This is a genomic window from Candidatus Synechococcus spongiarum, from assembly GCF_900047545.1.
GTDB classification, from domain to species: Bacteria; Cyanobacteriota; Cyanobacteriia; order PCC-6307; family Cyanobiaceae; genus Synechococcus_B; species Synechococcus_B spongiarum_C.
Genome location: NZ_FITM01000092.1, coordinates 1 through 15,035 on the forward strand (window position 1 = coordinate 1; position 15,035 = coordinate 15,035).

The window sequence follows — 15,035 nt, forward strand, 5'->3', positions numbered from 1 at the left end:
CCCAGCCCCGTACCCAACCTCACAACCCTCTCCTGACCTTATCCAGAATTGGGGTTGGAAGTGGTACCCACACCATGGCATCGGTCTTGCCGGTGAGGGTGAGGCAGATACTGAGCTGCACAACCCGGGTTGGGGCCGCTGCACGGGGAGAGGTGTTCTCGCCCTTGGACCTCTACGATCCGTGAAACCGGTCCTGGTCACTCCCGTGATTGGCGGTCATCATCCCCATCCCTACCAACGGTTCATCGGACCCCTGTTGGCCAGGGACGATGGGCCGGATCCCGAACTCATGAGTCAACTGAGCCTGCAGGTCCTGGCCTGGGCGGCGCGGGGACGGCGGTGGCCCCCATGGCGGGGGCTGCTGGCCAGCACCACAGCCGTGCTGCAGCGGCGGGATCCGCGGCTGCAACAGCACTGTCTGGGGCTCACCTTCCCCAATCTCCTGGGACTGGCGGCAGGGTTTGACAAGAACGGGGTGGCGGCCGCCATCTGGCACTGTTTCGGTTTTGGATTTGCCGAGCTGGGCACCATGACGGCCTTGCCCCAACGGGGCAATCCGCGCCCGCGCCTCTTTCGTCTGGCGGCGGAACAGGCCGCCCTCAACCGCATGGGGTTCAATAACCAGGGTTCACTGCGGGCCGCCACTGGGTTGAGGGAGCAGCAGTTGCCGCCGCCGGGCCAGAGGCCGGCCTTGCTGGGGCTCAACATCGGCAAATCCCGGGCCACACCCATGGCGGCGGCAGTGGAGGACTACGCCGTCAGCTACGGCCGCCTGGCGCCCCTTGCCGACTACGTGGTGATCAACGTGTCTTCCCCCAACACCCCTGGCCTGCGAGAGTTGCAAAGTGTGGAGGCCTTGCGCCAGTTGATCGGCCGCCTCCAGGCCACGCCGCTGCCTACACCGCGCCCACCCCTGTTGGTGAAACTTGCCCCCGACTTGACCGACGACCAGTTGCTGGAGTTGGCGGAGTTGGCCCTGGACCTGCATCGGCAGGGTTGGTTGGCGGGGATAATAGCCAACAACACCAGCCTGGATCGCCATGGCCTGGGGGCGCGGCGGCTGATGACGGGCCGCACCCTGGCGGAGGAGGCCGGTGGCCTCAGCGGAGCGCCGATTCGCGCCCGTTCCCTGGCGGTGCTGCGCCAGCTTTGGCGCCGTGTTGGCGGCCGTGTGCCCCTGGTGGGGGTGGGGGGCATCGACTCTCCCCAGGCCGCCTGGGAGCGGCTGGCCGCGGGCGCCAGCCTGCTGCAGCTCTACACCGGCTGGATCTACCAGGGTCCCCAGTTGGTGCCGGTGGTGCTGGAGGGGTTGCTCAAACAACTGGATGCCCACGGCCTCAACTCCGTGGCGGACGGGGTGGGCACGGAACTGCCCTGGTTGTCGTAACGAGGGAACCCTTGTGGTAACCCCGATCGGGCAGCCATGGTTTTGGATCACCTTGCCGACAGGTTTCAGCGGACCCGCCGTTGGTTGACGGCCACCACCGTGGCCATGGAGGCCAATGACCAGGGGGTGATTGCGCTACGCATGGTCCCTTCCGGGACGGGACAGGCTCCCCAGATCACGGACTGCGCCGTCGCTGCCCTGCCGGAGGGGTTCATCACGGCAGGGGTTCCCCAGGAGCCCCAAGCCCTGGGCCATTTCATCCGTGACCTATTGGATGAAGGCGACATTCCAGTGCGGGATGTGGCTTTGGATCTACCGCCCCCCTGTTGCCAGGCCCGGCTCCTGCGGCTGCCGGAGACCATCCCGGCTACGGCGCTGCCCCAACTGGTGCGCAAGCTGGGCACGGAGGAGGGATTACCCACAGCCTTGCGCCAAGCGCAAATTGCCACCCTGCCCTTTTCCCCACAGGCTGCCACTGGGGAACAATCCGTGCTGCTGATTGGCTGTGAGCGCGCCACGGTGGCGGCCTGGATCCAGACCATGGCGGCGGCTGGGCTGAGCCTGCGGCGACTGGGCTGGGCCCAGACCACGCTGCTGCGGGCCTTGCAAGGGCTCCAATCCCTGTTTGGCAAACTGGAACTGGTGGGGCTGCTAGATCTTCAGCCCGGGACCAGTTGGCTCACCCTGGTGCTGGATGGGGTGCCCTACACCATGACCTCCCTGCCCGGCCTGCCGGATGGCGGGTTTCATGGGCGCCTCCAACAACACCTGGAAGGAGAGGAGCCTGACCCGGAGGAGACCTTGCTCCCCCTCAACCTGCAAGCCTCCCACACCTTGGTGTGGGCCTTGATCGATGCGGTAGAGACGGCGCAACAGCGCCATGGCCAGGCCCACATGGCGCAGCTTTACCTGGTGGGGCCCGGCAGCGCCTATCCCCGCATTGCCCAGCAGATTGCGGAGCAGTCGGGTTGGCCCACAGCCCTACTGGATCCCATGGCGCTGCTAAACGTCCACCACCCTCTCCCCCCGGAGGTGGTGGTGGGCTCCGCCATGGCCCGGCTGGTGACCACCGCCATGGAGGACCTCTAAGCCATGGCCAAGGCATCAACAACCCGCTGGCCTGCGGTGGACCTACTGGCGGAACAGCGTCGGGCATTGGGGCTCAAGCCGCCCCGACGGCTGGCTGCCACGCTGGTGTTGTGGCGGGGCGCAGCAGCCGGGCTGGCCCTGCTGGCGGTGGTGGCGGCGCTGGGGATGGCCGCCACCCGGGAGCGGCTGGCCTGGACCCGGCGGGTGGAGGCCCTGGCACCGGAGGCAGGCAAGCATGAGCAGTTGCATGAGCAGTTGCAGCAGAGCCACCATCACCTGACCCGGTTGCGGCAGAGCAACGGGGCGCTGGTGCAGGCCCTGAGCGCTCAACGTCCCCACTCCCTGCTGTTGATGGAGCTGGCGGCCCAAACCCCGCCTGGTGTCCAGTTGCTGGAACTCAGCGGCGCACCGGACGGCATCACCCTCAAGGGGCAAGCGGAGAACTGGCCTCTGGTGAACCTATTACAACTGCACTTACAGGCATCCCCCCTGTTCCAGCCGGGGGACGGGGTACAGGTGAAGGGGCTCAGTCCAACGGCGACCCCAGGGACACCCAACTGGGTGACTTTCCAACTCACGGCCCGCTTCCAGCCGCAACCCTTGCACGAGCCGGGATCCCGTCTTCAGCAGCGGGGGACCCGTGGCCTGGCGCAGCGGCTCCAGCTTTTGGAGGCCCATGGGCTGTTATCCCCTGTGCAATCTCACCCCACCAATGACCAACTTCAGTGACCCCTCGCCCGCAAAGCGGCAGTTGACCCAGGAACAGGTTTTGCTGGCCTTCCCCCTGGCAGTGGCAGCGCTGGCGGCCATGACGCTGCTCCTGGTGTGGGTGTGGCCCCAATGGCAGCAGCGCCAAGCTCTCATCCAGCGTCGGGATGCTGTTCTGCAACAACAGCAGCAGTTGGGCCAGCAGCGCCACGCCCTTGCCGAGGCACGGCAGCAGGTGCAGCAGGCGGTGAACCATCAGGCCCAGATCCTGGCGCTCATCGCCCCGACCCGGCAACTGGACACCCTGCTCACCACCGTGGCCGAAGCCGCCCAGGCCCGGCAGGTGCAGCTTGTGCGCTACGAACCCCGCCAGAGCGTTGGGGGCACCCCATCCACCCCTGCTGCTGCCACCGGGGAGGACACACCAGCTAACAGCGACGCAGAGCAGGAGCCCACGGCATCCCCAGGAGATCCTCTGCTGGCCCCAGGCCTACAGAAACAGGAGATTTTGCTCACCTTCGAAGGGGACTACGGCAACATCCTGGCGGTCCTGCAAAGCCTGGAGTCGTTGCAGCCCCTGGTGGTGGCCCACGACTTAAAACTGGAAGGACGCCCCCCTTCAGCGGACCAGCCCCCATCAACCCAGGCCGCGACCACCCGCATGAACCTGAGGCTGACGGTTTATGCCCAGGCGCAAGACACGTGACACTTGACCAAGGAGGGGGAACCGCCCCAGCCGCGAGCGTCACCATTGCCGCTCACCCAGGCGAACCTGTCACCTGCTACATCAAGGCCGCGGGGGTGAGTTGCTCGTAGCGCTCGAAAGGTTGGAGGATCCAGGGGCTGGCCGGTAACTCCATGGCCCAGAGATGGGGGCGCACAGCGCTGTGGCCTTTCAGCCAAAGCACGGCGGTGGAGAGGGAGTCCGGGTTGATGGACTGGCGCAGCCACGTGGTTGCGGCCCTCAGGGTGGCACCCGAATCAGTCAGGTCGTCCACCAGCAGCAGGTGAGACCCAAGACGGGGACAGGTGTGGGCCAGGCTCTGCCCCACCCGCACACTGCCCTGCTCCCGACCGTTGGCGCCCCCATAGCTGCTGATGGCCATCACCACCAGGGGTCGGTTAAAGATTCGCGAGAGGGTGTCCCCCACCCGCAGACCCCCTCGGGACAGGGCCACCACCTGGTCGAAGGGGCAGCCGTGGTGGTGAACCAGCAGGGCCAGATGCTCAATCAATGCATGGTACTGGTCCCAACTCACCACCAGTTGCCCGGCGGTGGGATCAACGAGGGGTTTCACGGTTCCGAGCACTTGACGCCAGCTTATCCAGGCGGGCGCGGACGGCTTTGAAATCTTCCCAGGTGAGCCATTTGGGTTGCCCCTTTTGCCGCGATGCATTGCGCAGCAGAAACGACGGATGGAAGACGGGCATATAAGCTCTACCGTCCCGTTCAATCCACTGTCCCCGCATCCTGGTGATGCCGGTTTTGATGCCCAGCACCCCCGTCATGGCGGTAGATCCCGCCAGCAGCACCACGGCCGGATTCACCAGTTGAATCTGCCGTTGAAGCCATGGGCGACAGTGGGCCGTTTCTTCAGGCGTGGGTTTGCGGTTGCCGGGGGGGCGGCACTTGACCACGTTGCAGATGTAGATGTCCTGCTCCTGATCAAGGCCCACGCTGGCCAGGATTTGATCCAGCAACCGACCCGCCCGCCCCACGAAGGGGAGGCCGGTTTCGTCTTCATGCTGGCCGGGGCCCTCCCCGATGAGCATGAGCTGCGCCAGGGGATTGCCCCGACTGATGACCACGTGGGTGCGGGTGGCAGCCAGAGCGCAACGCTGGCAGCCCACACACTCCCTGGTCAAGGCCTCCAGGCTGTCTTCCTGCTCCGGTGCCGGGGTGGTGGCTACCGCGGCAGGGGGTGCATCCTCCTCCCCCGAGAACAGATCAAGCTGGCTGCGCTGGGTGCCCATGGACCCAGTTTAGGCTGGGCGGTCCGTGGGCGCTTCCCACAACAGCACGGGGTTGCCCTCGAGATCCAGCAGCCATTGCTCCCGACCGAAGGACGCCTCACGGATGGGCTCCAGCACCTGGCCCCCCAGGGCCGTGGCCCGTTGGCGTATGGACTCCAAATCGGCGCAACGCAGACAGAGGGCCAGGCCACCGTTCTGCCGGGGTTGGGGGCGCCGGCGTGAAGGGCGATACAACACCATGTCCATCCCTGTGGGGAGACGGACGGTGACGGCGCCTCCCGGAACAAACGGGACGACAGCGGCGGATTCGCCACCCATAAGGTCCGCGTAAAAGCCGGCCAGGCGCCGGGGATTCCGGCTGCCCAGCACCAGGCAGCAGTGTGGCGCTACGCCGTCGGGACGGGCTGGCTCAACCATGGGGGAGTTCCGTAGCGGTGGGGAATCTGGATTACACTCGCAAAGGGTGTCACGAGATGCGGTCGCGAAAACACATGAAGCTTGCTGAGAGGGGCCCAGCGACCCCAGCCTTCCCTCACTCTGGCCATCAGCGCCAGGCCCGTGACTGACAGCAGTAGGGGAAGACGCTTGTAGCCTCAGCACCGGTGAGCCGGATTTTGCGACGCCGCCCTTCCTCTGCAGGGCCGCTGAAGGGGCCACGAAGGCTGGCCACACCCGCTACGGCCCAGCAGCGGGGGAACCTGCCCTGAGGGAGGCCATCGCCAACAAGCTTCAACAGGACAACAAGCTGACCTGCGGCCCTGATAAAATCATGGTCAGCAATGGGGCCAAGCAGACGCTGTACACCCTGTTCCAGGTGCTGCTGGATACCGGTGACAAGGTGATTCTTCCGGCGCCCTACTGGCTCAGCTATCCCCCATGGTTCACCTGGCCGGGTGGCCGCAGCGTGATTGTTCCCACCCGTCAGGACGAGAACCACCAACTCGACGTGAGTTTTGGCGCTGTGGCCCTGGACCTAGCGGAGCGCACCTTTGTGGTCAAAGGCTTTTCCAAGAATTGGGCCATGACGGGCTGGCGGCTGGGTTATCTGGCGGGTCCTGAGTCATCTTGGGCAAAGCCGTGGCGCTCCAGAGCCAAAGCACCAGCAACGTGTGCAGCTTTGTGCAATATGGGGGCCTGGCGGTGCTGAACGGCTCACGGGAGTGCATCCACACCATGGTGGCGGCCTTTGCCCAGCGGCGGCGCCTGGATGCTCCAGGCCCTGGAATCCATGGAGCACGTCCATGGCCTGGCGCCACAGGGCGCCTTCTACGCCTTGCTCAACATTGCCGACACCAACCTGGGTTCCGTGGTGTTTTGCGAGCGGCTTCTGGCGGCGGCCGGCATGGCCATCGTGCCCGGCGCCACTTTTGGAGACGACCACACCCGTCCGCCTCTCTTTCGCAACGGACATCACCACCTTGCAACACGGGCTGGAACGGTTGCAGACGTTTCTGGCTGGGCTCTAGGGAGAACATCCAAGGTTGGGAATCCACCTTTTGGAGGACGAATTTTCAGTACTTAGGAGGATGCTGTTGATCTTGAATTCGTAGAGCGTAAATGGGCTTGCACAATTTTAATGCCATTCCACGAGATGTCTGACATTGTCACGGAAACGCGTCAACTGTTTACCGCATTAATTCAAAGCCGTCGCCAGGATTATGATACATCTGATCTAACTGCTCTACGCAACCGCATTGTTGAAATGAATAGCCCCCTGGTCCGTCAGGTGGCTAGTCGCATGGTGCATCGTTGCAGTCTGGACTTTGATGAGTTGGTCCAGATTGGCCATCTGGGGTTAATCAAAGCCGTGGAGCGCTTTGATCCCGGCACTGGCTATGCCTTCAGTTCCTTTGCCATTCCACTGATCCGTGGCGAGATTCTTCATCACCTCAGGGATCACGTGAGTCTCGTTCGCGTCTCCCGCCGCTTGCTGGAACTCCATGCCCGGGGCGTCAAACTCCAGAGTGCCATGGCCAATGCCTCGGGCCGGTATCCCACGGAGTCGGAGCTTTGTGCAGCGCTGGAGACCACCCCCAGGCGATGGCAGCAGGCCTGTCAGGCGAAGCGCAGTCTGCGGATCTACAGCCTGGATCAACAGGTGGGCACACTGGAGGACGAGCGGGAAGCCCTGCGGCTGGTGGAGACGCTGTCTGCACCGTCCCAGGAGGAAGACGCCGCTGAACTCTATGCCCATCTGCACGACTTCGTTGCCCGCCTGGGGGCTGATGCACAACGGCTCCTCAGATGGCGTGTTTTTGACGGGCTCAGCCATCGGGAACTGGCCCATCGGGAAGGGGTCAGCATACGGGTGATCAGCCGACGGCTCCACACCACCCTGCAGCAGCTTCACCATCAACTCAAGCCCATGGTGGTTGAACCTGCCTACCCGCCACCACCGCAGCAGCACTGCTCTTCAACGCCAGCCCATCCCCAGCGCCGCGCCCATGGCCAGTAGGGCCGCCACCACGGTGAGGGCAGCGTTGACCAGCTCATTGGTGAGCCAGCCCACGCGCCCCTGCCATGTGGCCCCAATCCAGCTTTCCGCCATGGTGGCCATGGTGGCCGTAGCAGCCAGGAGCACAAACTGCGCCAGGGGACCGGGGCCAATGGACGGCTTCAGCAGGGCCATGGCCAGGGCCGTATACAGGCTAATGGCCACCACGCCGGCAACCGTACCGGTGACGCTGACGGCCCCCTCCGTCCCTGCCGGCACCGGCCGGAGGTTGGTGATCAGCAGGGTGCGTCCCCCCCAGCGCTTGCCAATTTCACTGCTGCATGTATCCCCCAGCTTGGCGGCAAAACTGGCCACAAAGCCCAGAATCAGCAGGGGGCTTGCCCCCGGCGCCAGGGCCGTGAGCACGGCCAGGCCCAAGCCTGTTGCCGCGGATCCCCAAAGATTGCCGGGCCCACGACGCCCCCCACGGGCCTCGGCAAGCTGGAGAGCCTGCTTGCGCTTGAGGCCGAGGCGGGTCACCGCTGAACCCAATGCCAGATAAAGAACAACGCTGAGCCAGCCGGGCCAGCCCATGGTTCCCCAGAGCATGGTGCCCAACACTCCCCCATGGATCCAGCCCCGGGCGGTGAGAACCGGCAGACGGTGAACCAGAAGGATGAGCACCCCGTTCACCAGCAGCCCCACCCACCAGGGATTGAGAGATGCAACCCAGACCATGGGGTCAATGTACAGGAACCCGTGGGGTGAACTGACGCCCCGTCAGCCCATGGCATTGGGGACAGTTTTACGGCTGGCAGCCCATGGCGCCCGCCCCTGTGATTGGCCCTACGATTCCTGGACCTATGCAGCGCCTGGTGTGAGTTTCGTTGCACTGCACAACCACAGTGACTACAGCCTCCTGGATGGAGCCTCCCAACTGCCCCAGTTGGTGGCCCGTGCCAAGGCGTTGCAGATGCCCGCCCTGGCCCTCACCGACCATGGGGTGATGTATGGCGCCATTGAGTTGCTCAAACTTTGCCGCCAAGAGGGCATCAAACCGATTATCGGCAACGAGATGTATATTATGAACGGCTCTATTACAGCACCACAGCAGAAACGAGAGCGACGTTACCATCTGGTAGTTTTGGCAAAGAATGATCAAGGCTATCGTAATTTAGTAAAATTAACCAGTATCAGTCATTTACAAGGAATGCGTGGTAGAGGAATTTTTAGCCGACCTTGCATTGATAAAGATCTGTTGAGAAAGCATAAGGAAGGACTGATCATTGCTACGGCATGTCTTGGTGGTGAAATTCCGCAGGCGATCTTGCGGGGGCGACTGGACGTGGCCCGCCAAGTGGCCACCTGGTACCGGGATTGCTTTGGCAAGGATTTCTACTTGGAAATCCAGGACCATGGTTCCCACGAAGATCGAACCGTAAACACACAGATTGTCAAAATTGCCCAGGAGCTTGGCGTTGAAATCATTGCCACAAACGATGCCCATTATCTCAGTAATCAACACGTGGAAGCCCATGACACCTTACTCTGCATTCTCACCGGCAAGATGGTGACAGATGAGAAACGGCTCCGTTATACAGGAACAGAATATCTCAAATCGCCGCAGGAGATGGCGTGCCTGTTTCAGGATCACCTGGAACCGGAGGTGATTGAACGGGCTCTGGCCAACACCCTGGCTGTGGCCGACAAGGTGGAAGATTACGATATTCTTGGCAAATGCCGGATGCCTGATTTTCCGGGTTTACCGGAACAGACCACCCCCATTGACCATCTGCGCCAAGTGAGCCGTGATGGGCTTCAAAAGCGGCTTCAGCAGCCCAACTGGGATGCCGTTGTCTCCCAGCACAGCACCTACGCGGAGCGGCTGGGGCGTGAGCTGGACATCATTGAACGCATGGGATTTCCCACCTACTTCCTGGTGGTGTGGGACTACGTTCGCTTCGCACGCCTTCGGGGAATTTCCGTGGGTCCTGGCCGAGGCTCGGCAGCTGGATCCCTCGTGGCTTTTGCCCTGGGAATCACCAACATTGATCCAGTGCATCACGGCCTTCTCTTTGAACGCTTTCTGAATCCTGAACGTAAATCCATGCCTGATATTGATACGGATTTCTGTATTGAACGCCGCAGCGAGGTGATTGACTACGTCACCAGGCTGTACGGAAATGATCGTGTGGCGCAAATCATCACGTTCAACCGCATGACGTCCAAAGCCGTCCTCAAGGATGTGGCCCGGGTTCTGGACATACCCTACGGGGAAGCAGACCGACTCGCGAAGTTGATCCCTGTGGTTCGCGGAAAACCCGCAAAGCTTAAAGCCATGATCGGCGCTGAGAGTCCGGCGCCGGAGTTTCGGGAGAAATATAAGAGAGATGAAAAAATTCGCCGTTGGATTGATCTGGCTCTCCGCATTGAGGGCACCAACAAAACCTATGGCGTCCATGCCGCTGGCGTGGTGATTGGTGCGGATCCCCTTGATGAACTTGTGCCCCTGCAGCGCAGCAACGAAGGTCAGGTGATTACCCAATACCCCATGGATGACGTGGAATCCATGGGACTTCTCAAGATGGATTTTCTGGGCCTGAAAACCCTCACCATGATCGACAAAGCTTTGGAATTAATTCAACAAACCCAAGGCGACAAATTGGATCTCTATAATCTTCCCCAGAAAGACAAGACCACCTATGATTTGTTGTCCAAAGGGGACCTGGAAGGCATTTTCCAACTGGAATCCGGCGGCATGCGCCAGGTTGTGCGTGATCTACACCCCTCCTCGCTGGAGGATGTCTCCTCCATCCTGGCCCTCTATCGACCTGGCCCGTTGGATGCGGGGCTGATTCCCAAATTCATCAACCGCAAGCATGGGCGCGAAGGCGTCCATGTTGCCCATGGCAAGCTTCAGCCCATCCTGGAGGAGACCTATGGCATCATGGTCTATCAGGAGCAGATCATGCGCATTGCCCAGGACCTGGCGGGGTACTCCCTGGGACAGGCGGACCTGCTGCGCCGGGCCATGGGCAAAAAGAAAATCGCCGAGATGGAAAAACACCGCACCATCTTCATCAGTGGCGCCAAAGATCATGGCGTGGACAAACGAATTGCCAGTGAATTATTTGATCAAATGGTTCTATTCGCTGAGTATTGCTTTAACAAGAGTCATTCGGCCGCCTATGGTGCCGTTACCTATCAGACAGCATATCTTAAGGCTAACTATCCTGTTGCCTACATGGCAGCCCTGCTGACAGTTAATTCCGGAAGTAGTGACAAGGTACAGCGTTACATTGCCAACTGTACTGCAATGGCCATTGAAGTCTTGCGGCCTGACATCAATGAATCGGGCCTGGACTTCACGCCTGTGGGGCGACGCATCCGCTTTGGCCTGGGGGCCGTGAAAAACCTGGGAGAAGGGGCCATCAAGCAAATCCTGAACAGCCGTGGCCAGGATGGCCCCTTCCATTCCCTGGCGGACCTTTGTGACCGGTTGCCCATGGGTTTACTCAACAAGCGGGCCCTGGAAGCCCTGATCCACAGTGGCGCCCTTGACAACCTTGAGCCCCAGGGCAATCGGGCCCAGTTGGCGGCCGACATGGAGTTGGTGGTCAGTTGGGCCAGTGATCGGGCCAAGGATCGGGCTAGAGGCCAGGGCAGCATCTTTGATCTTGCTTCCAGCACCAGTTCTCCTGCCGCCAACTCTTCCACCGCCCACCTGGAGAGCGCACCCAAAGCCGCGGCTACCGACGAATACGACCTGCGTCGGAAACTGCGGCTGGAAAAGGAGATTGTGGGCTTCTACCTCTCGGATCATCCCCTGAAGCCACTGCTGGAGCCCGCCCGCCTGCTGGCCCCCATCAGCCTTGCCGAGTTGGACCAGTTGCCGGACAAGCGCAAGGTGAGCGCCATTGTCATGGTGTCTGCACTCAAGGTGGTCACCACCCGCAAAGGAGACCCCATGGGGGTGTTGACAGTGGAGGATCTAAGCGGAAGCTGCGAGGCGGTGGTGTTCCCCAAAACCTACGCCCAGCTTAGCCAACACCTGAACGAGGACACCCGCTTGTTGCTGTGGGCCACCGTGGACCGCCGTGACGAGCAGGTACAACTCATTATTGACGACTGCTCCGTTGTGGAGGACCTCAACCTGGTTTTGGTGACGTTGGAGGCCCAACAGGCCGGTGATCTTGCCTACCAGACCAAGCTGCGCACATGCCTGCAAAGCCAGAACAGCCAAGGCAAAGTTCCGGCCAAAAGCCCGGTGGTTCTTGAACTGTGTGACAAGAGTTCTCGACGCCGCTATGTGCGTGTTGGCCAGCAGTTTCGTGTCTGTGATTCCGAGGCAACGGTCAAGGCATTGAACCAGGCCCACTTTGCGGCCCGCCACCGCCCCCTCATGAAGTCCTTGACCTAGGGGGAGAGTCGCCAGCGGACTCTGAAACGATGAATCAAGAAAGCTACTAAGGGTTGCTCCGGCCCTTTGATCAGGCCAGGACAAGGCAAAATGGGAACGAACCTGCATAACCATTTCCCATGTATACAGACTTCACCGCAGCCATCCTGCTCCTGCTCACCGCAGTTCCCTTGGCGGCCGTGGTCGTTGCCGCTGGCTACTGGGCCTACCGGCAGAGGAAGCTGGGCAACGAGCAAGTCTCGGAGCAGCGCTGAGGGGGTCTTTTGGCGCCAGAATGGCGCCAGGCCGTTAGCGATCTCCTTTCATGGTGCGCAGCGAGGCACGCAACCGTTGAAGGTTTTTGCCGAAATGCTCCAACCCCAAGAGGGAGCCTGGCCCATCGTCCCAACTGGCGGATAGCATCCCGTAGCTGAGGCCCAACAGACCCAGCACAAAAAACACGCCCGACACCCCAACGGTGACAATGGGCTCAATCCGCATGGTGCCCTGGCTCATCAGCAAGTAGCTGAGCACGAACACTCCCATGGCCAACAGGGTGGGCGCCCCGCTCAGCAGCAGAACACGCCGCACCATCCGTCTGGAGACATGGTCGGGAATGGCAGAACGACGGGGCGTTGCCTTGCGCGCCGAGTTCTGCGGGGGGTGTGTCTTCTCAACCTTCCTCTTGCGAGCTTGCCCCCCAGCATCCTCCGATCCGCCAAATCCCTTGGCTGGTTCAGCCGTTGCCATGGCGCTAGCCCCTGAGCTTCAGGCGTTGGATCAACTCCCGATAGGTTCCATTATCCCGTTGCCGGATGTAGCTGAGCAGTCGTTTGCGGCGCCCAATCATCTTGAGCAGACCTCGGCGGGAGGCGTAATCCTGGTTGTTGCGCTGCAGGTGTCGGCTCAACTGGCTGATGCGCTCGCTCAGCATGGCCACCTGTACCGGCGCTGAGCCGGTGTCCGTGCCATGGATCTGGTAGTCGTTAATCAGGGCCTGCTTCGTGGCCACCGTGAGGGCCATGGAAATCCTTGTGTGAAACGAGGTTGAGGCAAAATCATAGCTCACCCTCACCCATGGCCTTGCTGGCGGCAGGCCAGCCAGCGCAAACAGCCACGGATCCAGTCCTCCGGTCTGGCCTCCGGGCTCTCGGCATCCTGGTCTACCGCCACAGCTGCCAGTGCCTGATGCACCTCTCCAGGTTCATAGCCCAAAGCCGTCAGGGTCAATTCCACGTCCTGCCGCAGCGCCCCTGTGGGCAAGGGGGCGGCATCCATCAGCGCCACCTCCTCCACTGAGCCAAAGCGCTCCGCCAGCTTGCGACGCAACTCCACCGCCAACCGTTCCGCGCTGCGGCGCCCCACCCCCGGCGCCTGGCTCAGGCGTTTCAAGTCAGCCTGCACCAGGGCCTGCACCAGTTCAGGCAAGGGGAAAAACCCCAGCAACCCCAGTGCCAGTTGGGGGCCAATACCACTGACACTGATCAGTTCCCGAAACAACTCCCGCTCCGCATCGGTCTCAAAGCCAAAGAGCAGCCAGCCATCCTCCCGCACCTGCAAGTGGGTGAACAGGGCCAGTTGCCGGGGGCCATCCGACCGCTGCGGCAACCCTCTCACATGGCCGTGCAAGCGCTGGTGCAGCACCACCTCGTAGCCAACGCCATGGCACACCAGCAGCACGCCCTGGCGGGCACCCCGCTGCCAAAGCTGGCGCACCTCCCCTTCCAGCCAGCCAATCATGGCAGATTTCAACCTGGGCTCAGCCTACCTTGACGGATCGCAAACAGGGACCGGTTCGAGCCACCCTTTCAGTTGTCGAATAGCGTCCTTCTCCTGTTGCGTTGGATTGTTGACCACTGATGTGATCAGGCGAATCCCCAGGCCTGCCGCTCCGATCATTCCCAATGCCCCCATCACCACCGTCAAGGACGGGATTAGCATCAAGGCAATGGCCAGAAATATTGAGATGGGAAGGGCGCCAGCAGCCGATAGACCACTGGTCTTCACAATGCCCAGCAAGGTTGCTTTACGTTGCTCATGGCTCCCGTTCACCAGGTCGTCACGGTGGATCAAGAGTTGGTCCACAGCAGAGATTGCCGCAGCATACACACTGGCTTCAAGGGCGTTACCAAATGTCCGTTGCCAGAATTCGGGTGTCTGGGCAGCAGCAAACAGTCCATCAACGTGATTGTCAAAACTAGCATGGGCGCGCTCCTGCCAGGTCATGTCCTGGGCTCCGCGGCTCATGTTCGTTGATCCGTCCTCCCAGATGGCGTTTGCAGCCTTGTCCGCCAGTTCTGGATGATGTTTCTGGCTTTGAATGTGGGACCAATGCTTTCCAGAGGCATCTCTATGCCCCTTGTTCAGAAAGTTGTTGACGGCATCTGTTCCATAGCGTTCAAGTTCCCCGGGCAGCTTGTTAATGAGATCAGCAACTGCAACGCCATGGTGATGGTGAGCCGAGGTGATCCGGGTGACAAGGTGAGGGTCGAGCGCAAGATCATTGAACTTACTCAACGAGGCCGCAATCGCCCCACTCACCGTTGCCCATGCCTGAGAGGCTGGAATCGCTCCACCCGCTGCTGCCACTACCCCACTGGCTGTCTTCATGGCATGACCGGCAGCCGTTGCAGCACCTTTCCCGGCTGATGTCACTGCGCCACCCACAGCACCACTAGCCGTTGCCATGGTCTCACCGGCCGTCTTCATGGCATGACCGGCAGCCTTGATTTTGGCTTTGAGATCAAGGTTGGCGAGATTCCGAGAAGCCATGGAAAACAGTCCAATGAGAGCAAAAGATAGGCCCATAGATGCACCGGAGCCTTACCCATAAAGATGGAACACCTTACAAAAACGACGGACTGCTCAGCCAACGGACCAGCAATCCGGGCCAGGCCTGAAGGAATGGGCGATACTGGATTTGAACCAGTGACTCCACCGATGTCAACGGTGTGCTCTACCCCTGAGCTAATCGCCCCTTGAATCGGCAACAGGAGGGAGTGTAGCAGTTCCCGGCCGGGGCGTTGACTGAACCAAGTGGCTCT

The 15,035-nt window shown here is 61.5% G+C and carries 17 protein-coding genes and 1 tRNA gene; 9 read left to right on the forward strand and 9 right to left on the reverse strand.

Annotated elements, in window-relative coordinates:
- Positions 1–193 precede the first annotated feature (193 nt).
- From FLM9_RS03690 to FLM9_RS03705, 4 genes are read left to right on the forward strand one after another with little or no spacing between them, the layout of a single operon-like run.
- Positions 194–1,387 (forward strand): quinone-dependent dihydroorotate dehydrogenase, encoded by a 1,194-nt coding sequence (locus FLM9_RS03690; RefSeq protein ID WP_074457357.1) that lies wholly within the window; start codon positions 194–196, stop codon positions 1,385–1,387.
- Positions 1,388–1,423: 36 nt separating this feature from the next.
- A complete protein-coding gene (locus FLM9_RS03695) occupies positions 1,424–2,476 on the forward strand; it encodes a type IV pilus biogenesis protein PilM (protein ID WP_074457319.1) in 1,053 nt (350 codons plus the stop codon).
- A 3-nt stretch (positions 2,477–2,479) separates the two neighbouring features.
- Positions 2,480–3,205 carry a PilN domain-containing protein gene (locus tag FLM9_RS03700; RefSeq protein WP_074457320.1) on the forward strand — a complete coding sequence of 242 codons (726 nt, stop codon included), beginning with the start codon at positions 2,480–2,482 and terminating at the stop codon, positions 3,203–3,205.
- Positions 3,189–3,890: a hypothetical protein gene (locus tag FLM9_RS03705; RefSeq protein WP_074457321.1), complete on the forward strand. Its 702-nt coding sequence runs from the start codon at positions 3,189–3,191 to the stop codon at positions 3,888–3,890. The genes FLM9_RS03700 and FLM9_RS03705 overlap by 17 nt, the downstream gene beginning before the upstream one ends.
- 76 nt (positions 3,891–3,966) lie before the next feature.
- On the opposite strand, the gene FLM9_RS03710 is transcribed toward FLM9_RS03705, so the two are convergent.
- Genes FLM9_RS03710 through FLM9_RS03720 form a run of 3 tightly spaced genes read right to left on the reverse strand, consistent with a single transcriptional unit; the run spans position 3,967 to position 5,575 of the window.
- Positions 3,967–4,482: a phosphoribosyltransferase gene (locus FLM9_RS03710; protein ID WP_074457322.1), complete on the reverse strand. Its 516-nt coding sequence runs from the start codon at positions 4,480–4,482 to the stop codon at positions 3,967–3,969.
- The gene (locus FLM9_RS03715; RefSeq protein WP_074457323.1) at positions 4,466–5,158 is read right to left on the reverse strand and encodes a uracil-DNA glycosylase; all 693 of its coding nucleotides are present in this window, start codon (positions 5,156–5,158) and stop codon (positions 4,466–4,468) included. The genes FLM9_RS03710 and FLM9_RS03715 overlap by 17 nt, the downstream gene beginning before the upstream one ends.
- A gap of 9 nt (positions 5,159–5,167) precedes the next feature.
- A complete protein-coding gene (locus FLM9_RS03720; protein ID WP_074457324.1) occupies positions 5,168–5,575 on the reverse strand; it encodes a VOC family protein in 408 nt (135 codons plus the stop codon).
- 145 nt (positions 5,576–5,720) lie between these two features.
- Here FLM9_RS03720 and FLM9_RS08625 point away from each other — a divergent pair, with 145 nt between their 5' ends.
- The 3 genes from FLM9_RS08625 to FLM9_RS03730 all read left to right on the forward strand — a co-directional run bounded on the left by FLM9_RS08625 (position 5,721) and on the right by FLM9_RS03730 (position 7,613).
- Positions 5,721–6,305: an aminotransferase class I/II-fold pyridoxal phosphate-dependent enzyme gene (locus FLM9_RS08625; protein WP_306806785.1), complete on the forward strand. Its 585-nt coding sequence runs from the start codon at positions 5,721–5,723 to the stop codon at positions 6,303–6,305.
- Between the two features lie 39 nt (positions 6,306–6,344).
- Positions 6,345–6,680, forward strand: a complete 336-nt coding sequence (locus FLM9_RS08630; protein ID WP_306806784.1) for a hypothetical protein — start codon at positions 6,345–6,347, stop codon at positions 6,678–6,680.
- A gap of 69 nt (positions 6,681–6,749) precedes the next feature.
- On the forward strand, positions 6,750–7,613 hold the full coding sequence (locus FLM9_RS03730) for a sigma-70 family RNA polymerase sigma factor (RefSeq protein ID WP_180365285.1): 864 nt from the start codon (positions 6,750–6,752) through the stop codon (positions 7,611–7,613).
- Here the strand turns inward: FLM9_RS03730 and FLM9_RS03735 are convergent.
- Positions 7,572–8,330, reverse strand: coding sequence for a DUF92 domain-containing protein (locus FLM9_RS03735; protein WP_074457326.1), 759 nt, complete (start codon positions 8,328–8,330; stop codon positions 7,572–7,574). The two genes, FLM9_RS03730 and FLM9_RS03735, sit on opposite strands and share 42 nt — an antisense overlap.
- Positions 8,331–8,469: 139 nt before the next feature.
- On the opposite strand from FLM9_RS03735, the gene FLM9_RS03740 reads away from it, so the two are divergent.
- The gene (locus FLM9_RS03740) at positions 8,470–12,012 is read left to right on the forward strand and encodes a DNA polymerase III subunit alpha (RefSeq protein WP_074457358.1); all 3,543 of its coding nucleotides are present in this window, start codon (positions 8,470–8,472) and stop codon (positions 12,010–12,012) included.
- A gap of 119 nt (positions 12,013–12,131) precedes the next feature.
- Positions 12,132–12,266: a hypothetical protein gene (locus tag FLM9_RS08535; RefSeq protein WP_257242996.1), complete on the forward strand. Its 135-nt coding sequence runs from the start codon at positions 12,132–12,134 to the stop codon at positions 12,264–12,266.
- A gap of 34 nt (positions 12,267–12,300) precedes the next feature.
- Here FLM9_RS08535 and FLM9_RS03745 read toward each other — a convergent pair whose 3' ends face one another.
- The 5 genes from FLM9_RS03745 to FLM9_RS03765 form a co-directional block, all read right to left on the reverse strand.
- The gene (locus tag FLM9_RS03745; RefSeq protein WP_081340175.1) at positions 12,301–12,741 is read right to left on the reverse strand and encodes a PAM68 family protein; all 441 of its coding nucleotides are present in this window, start codon (positions 12,739–12,741) and stop codon (positions 12,301–12,303) included.
- A gap of 4 nt (positions 12,742–12,745) precedes the next feature.
- A complete protein-coding gene (rpsO, locus tag FLM9_RS03750; RefSeq protein WP_074457327.1) occupies positions 12,746–13,015 on the reverse strand; it encodes a 30S ribosomal protein S15 in 270 nt (89 codons plus the stop codon).
- A gap of 47 nt (positions 13,016–13,062) precedes the next feature.
- A complete protein-coding gene (ruvA, locus tag FLM9_RS03755; protein WP_074457328.1) occupies positions 13,063–13,731 on the reverse strand; it encodes a Holliday junction branch migration protein RuvA in 669 nt (222 codons plus the stop codon).
- Between the two features lie 24 nt (positions 13,732–13,755).
- Positions 13,756–14,763, reverse strand: a complete 1,008-nt coding sequence (locus FLM9_RS03760) for a hypothetical protein (RefSeq protein ID WP_143324587.1) — start codon at positions 14,761–14,763, stop codon at positions 13,756–13,758.
- 133 nt (positions 14,764–14,896) lie between these two features.
- Positions 14,897–14,968, reverse strand: a tRNA-Val gene (locus FLM9_RS03765).
- Between the last annotated feature and the right edge of the window lie 67 nt (positions 14,969–15,035).

What these genes read in the sequence shown, in the direction of transcription:
- FLM9_RS03695 (WP_074457319.1), top strand. Translation starts at nt 1,424, where the DNA reads ATGGTTTTGGATCACCTTGCCGACAGGTTTCAGCGGACCCGCCGTTGG.
- FLM9_RS03700 (WP_074457320.1), top strand. Translation starts at nt 2,480, where the DNA reads ATGGCCAAGGCATCAACAACCCGCTGGCCTGCGGTGGACCTACTGGCG.
- FLM9_RS03705 (WP_074457321.1), top strand. Translation starts at nt 3,189, where the DNA reads ATGACCAACTTCAGTGACCCCTCGCCCGCAAAGCGGCAGTTGACCCAG.
- FLM9_RS03715 (WP_074457323.1), bottom strand. Translation starts at nt 5,158, where the DNA reads ATGGGCACCCAGCGCAGCCAGCTTGATCTGTTCTCGGGGGAGGAGGAT.
- FLM9_RS03720 (WP_074457324.1), bottom strand. Translation starts at nt 5,575, where the DNA reads ATGGTTGAGCCAGCCCGTCCCGACGGCGTAGCGCCACACTGCTGCCTG.
- FLM9_RS03730 (WP_180365285.1), top strand. Translation starts at nt 6,750, where the DNA reads ATGTCTGACATTGTCACGGAAACGCGTCAACTGTTTACCGCATTAATT.
- FLM9_RS03735 (WP_074457326.1), bottom strand. Translation starts at nt 8,330, where the DNA reads ATGGTCTGGGTTGCATCTCTCAATCCCTGGTGGGTGGGGCTGCTGGTG.
- FLM9_RS08535 (WP_257242996.1), top strand. Translation starts at nt 12,132, where the DNA reads ATGTATACAGACTTCACCGCAGCCATCCTGCTCCTGCTCACCGCAGTT.
- FLM9_RS03745 (WP_081340175.1), bottom strand. Translation starts at nt 12,741, where the DNA reads ATGGCAACGGCTGAACCAGCCAAGGGATTTGGCGGATCGGAGGATGCT.
- rpsO (WP_074457327.1), bottom strand. Translation starts at nt 13,015, where the DNA reads ATGGCCCTCACGGTGGCCACGAAGCAGGCCCTGATTAACGACTACCAG.
- ruvA (WP_074457328.1), bottom strand. Translation starts at nt 13,731, where the DNA reads ATGATTGGCTGGCTGGAAGGGGAGGTGCGCCAGCTTTGGCAGCGGGGT.
- FLM9_RS03760 (WP_143324587.1), bottom strand. Translation starts at nt 14,763, where the DNA reads ATGGCTTCTCGGAATCTCGCCAACCTTGATCTCAAAGCCAAAATCAAG.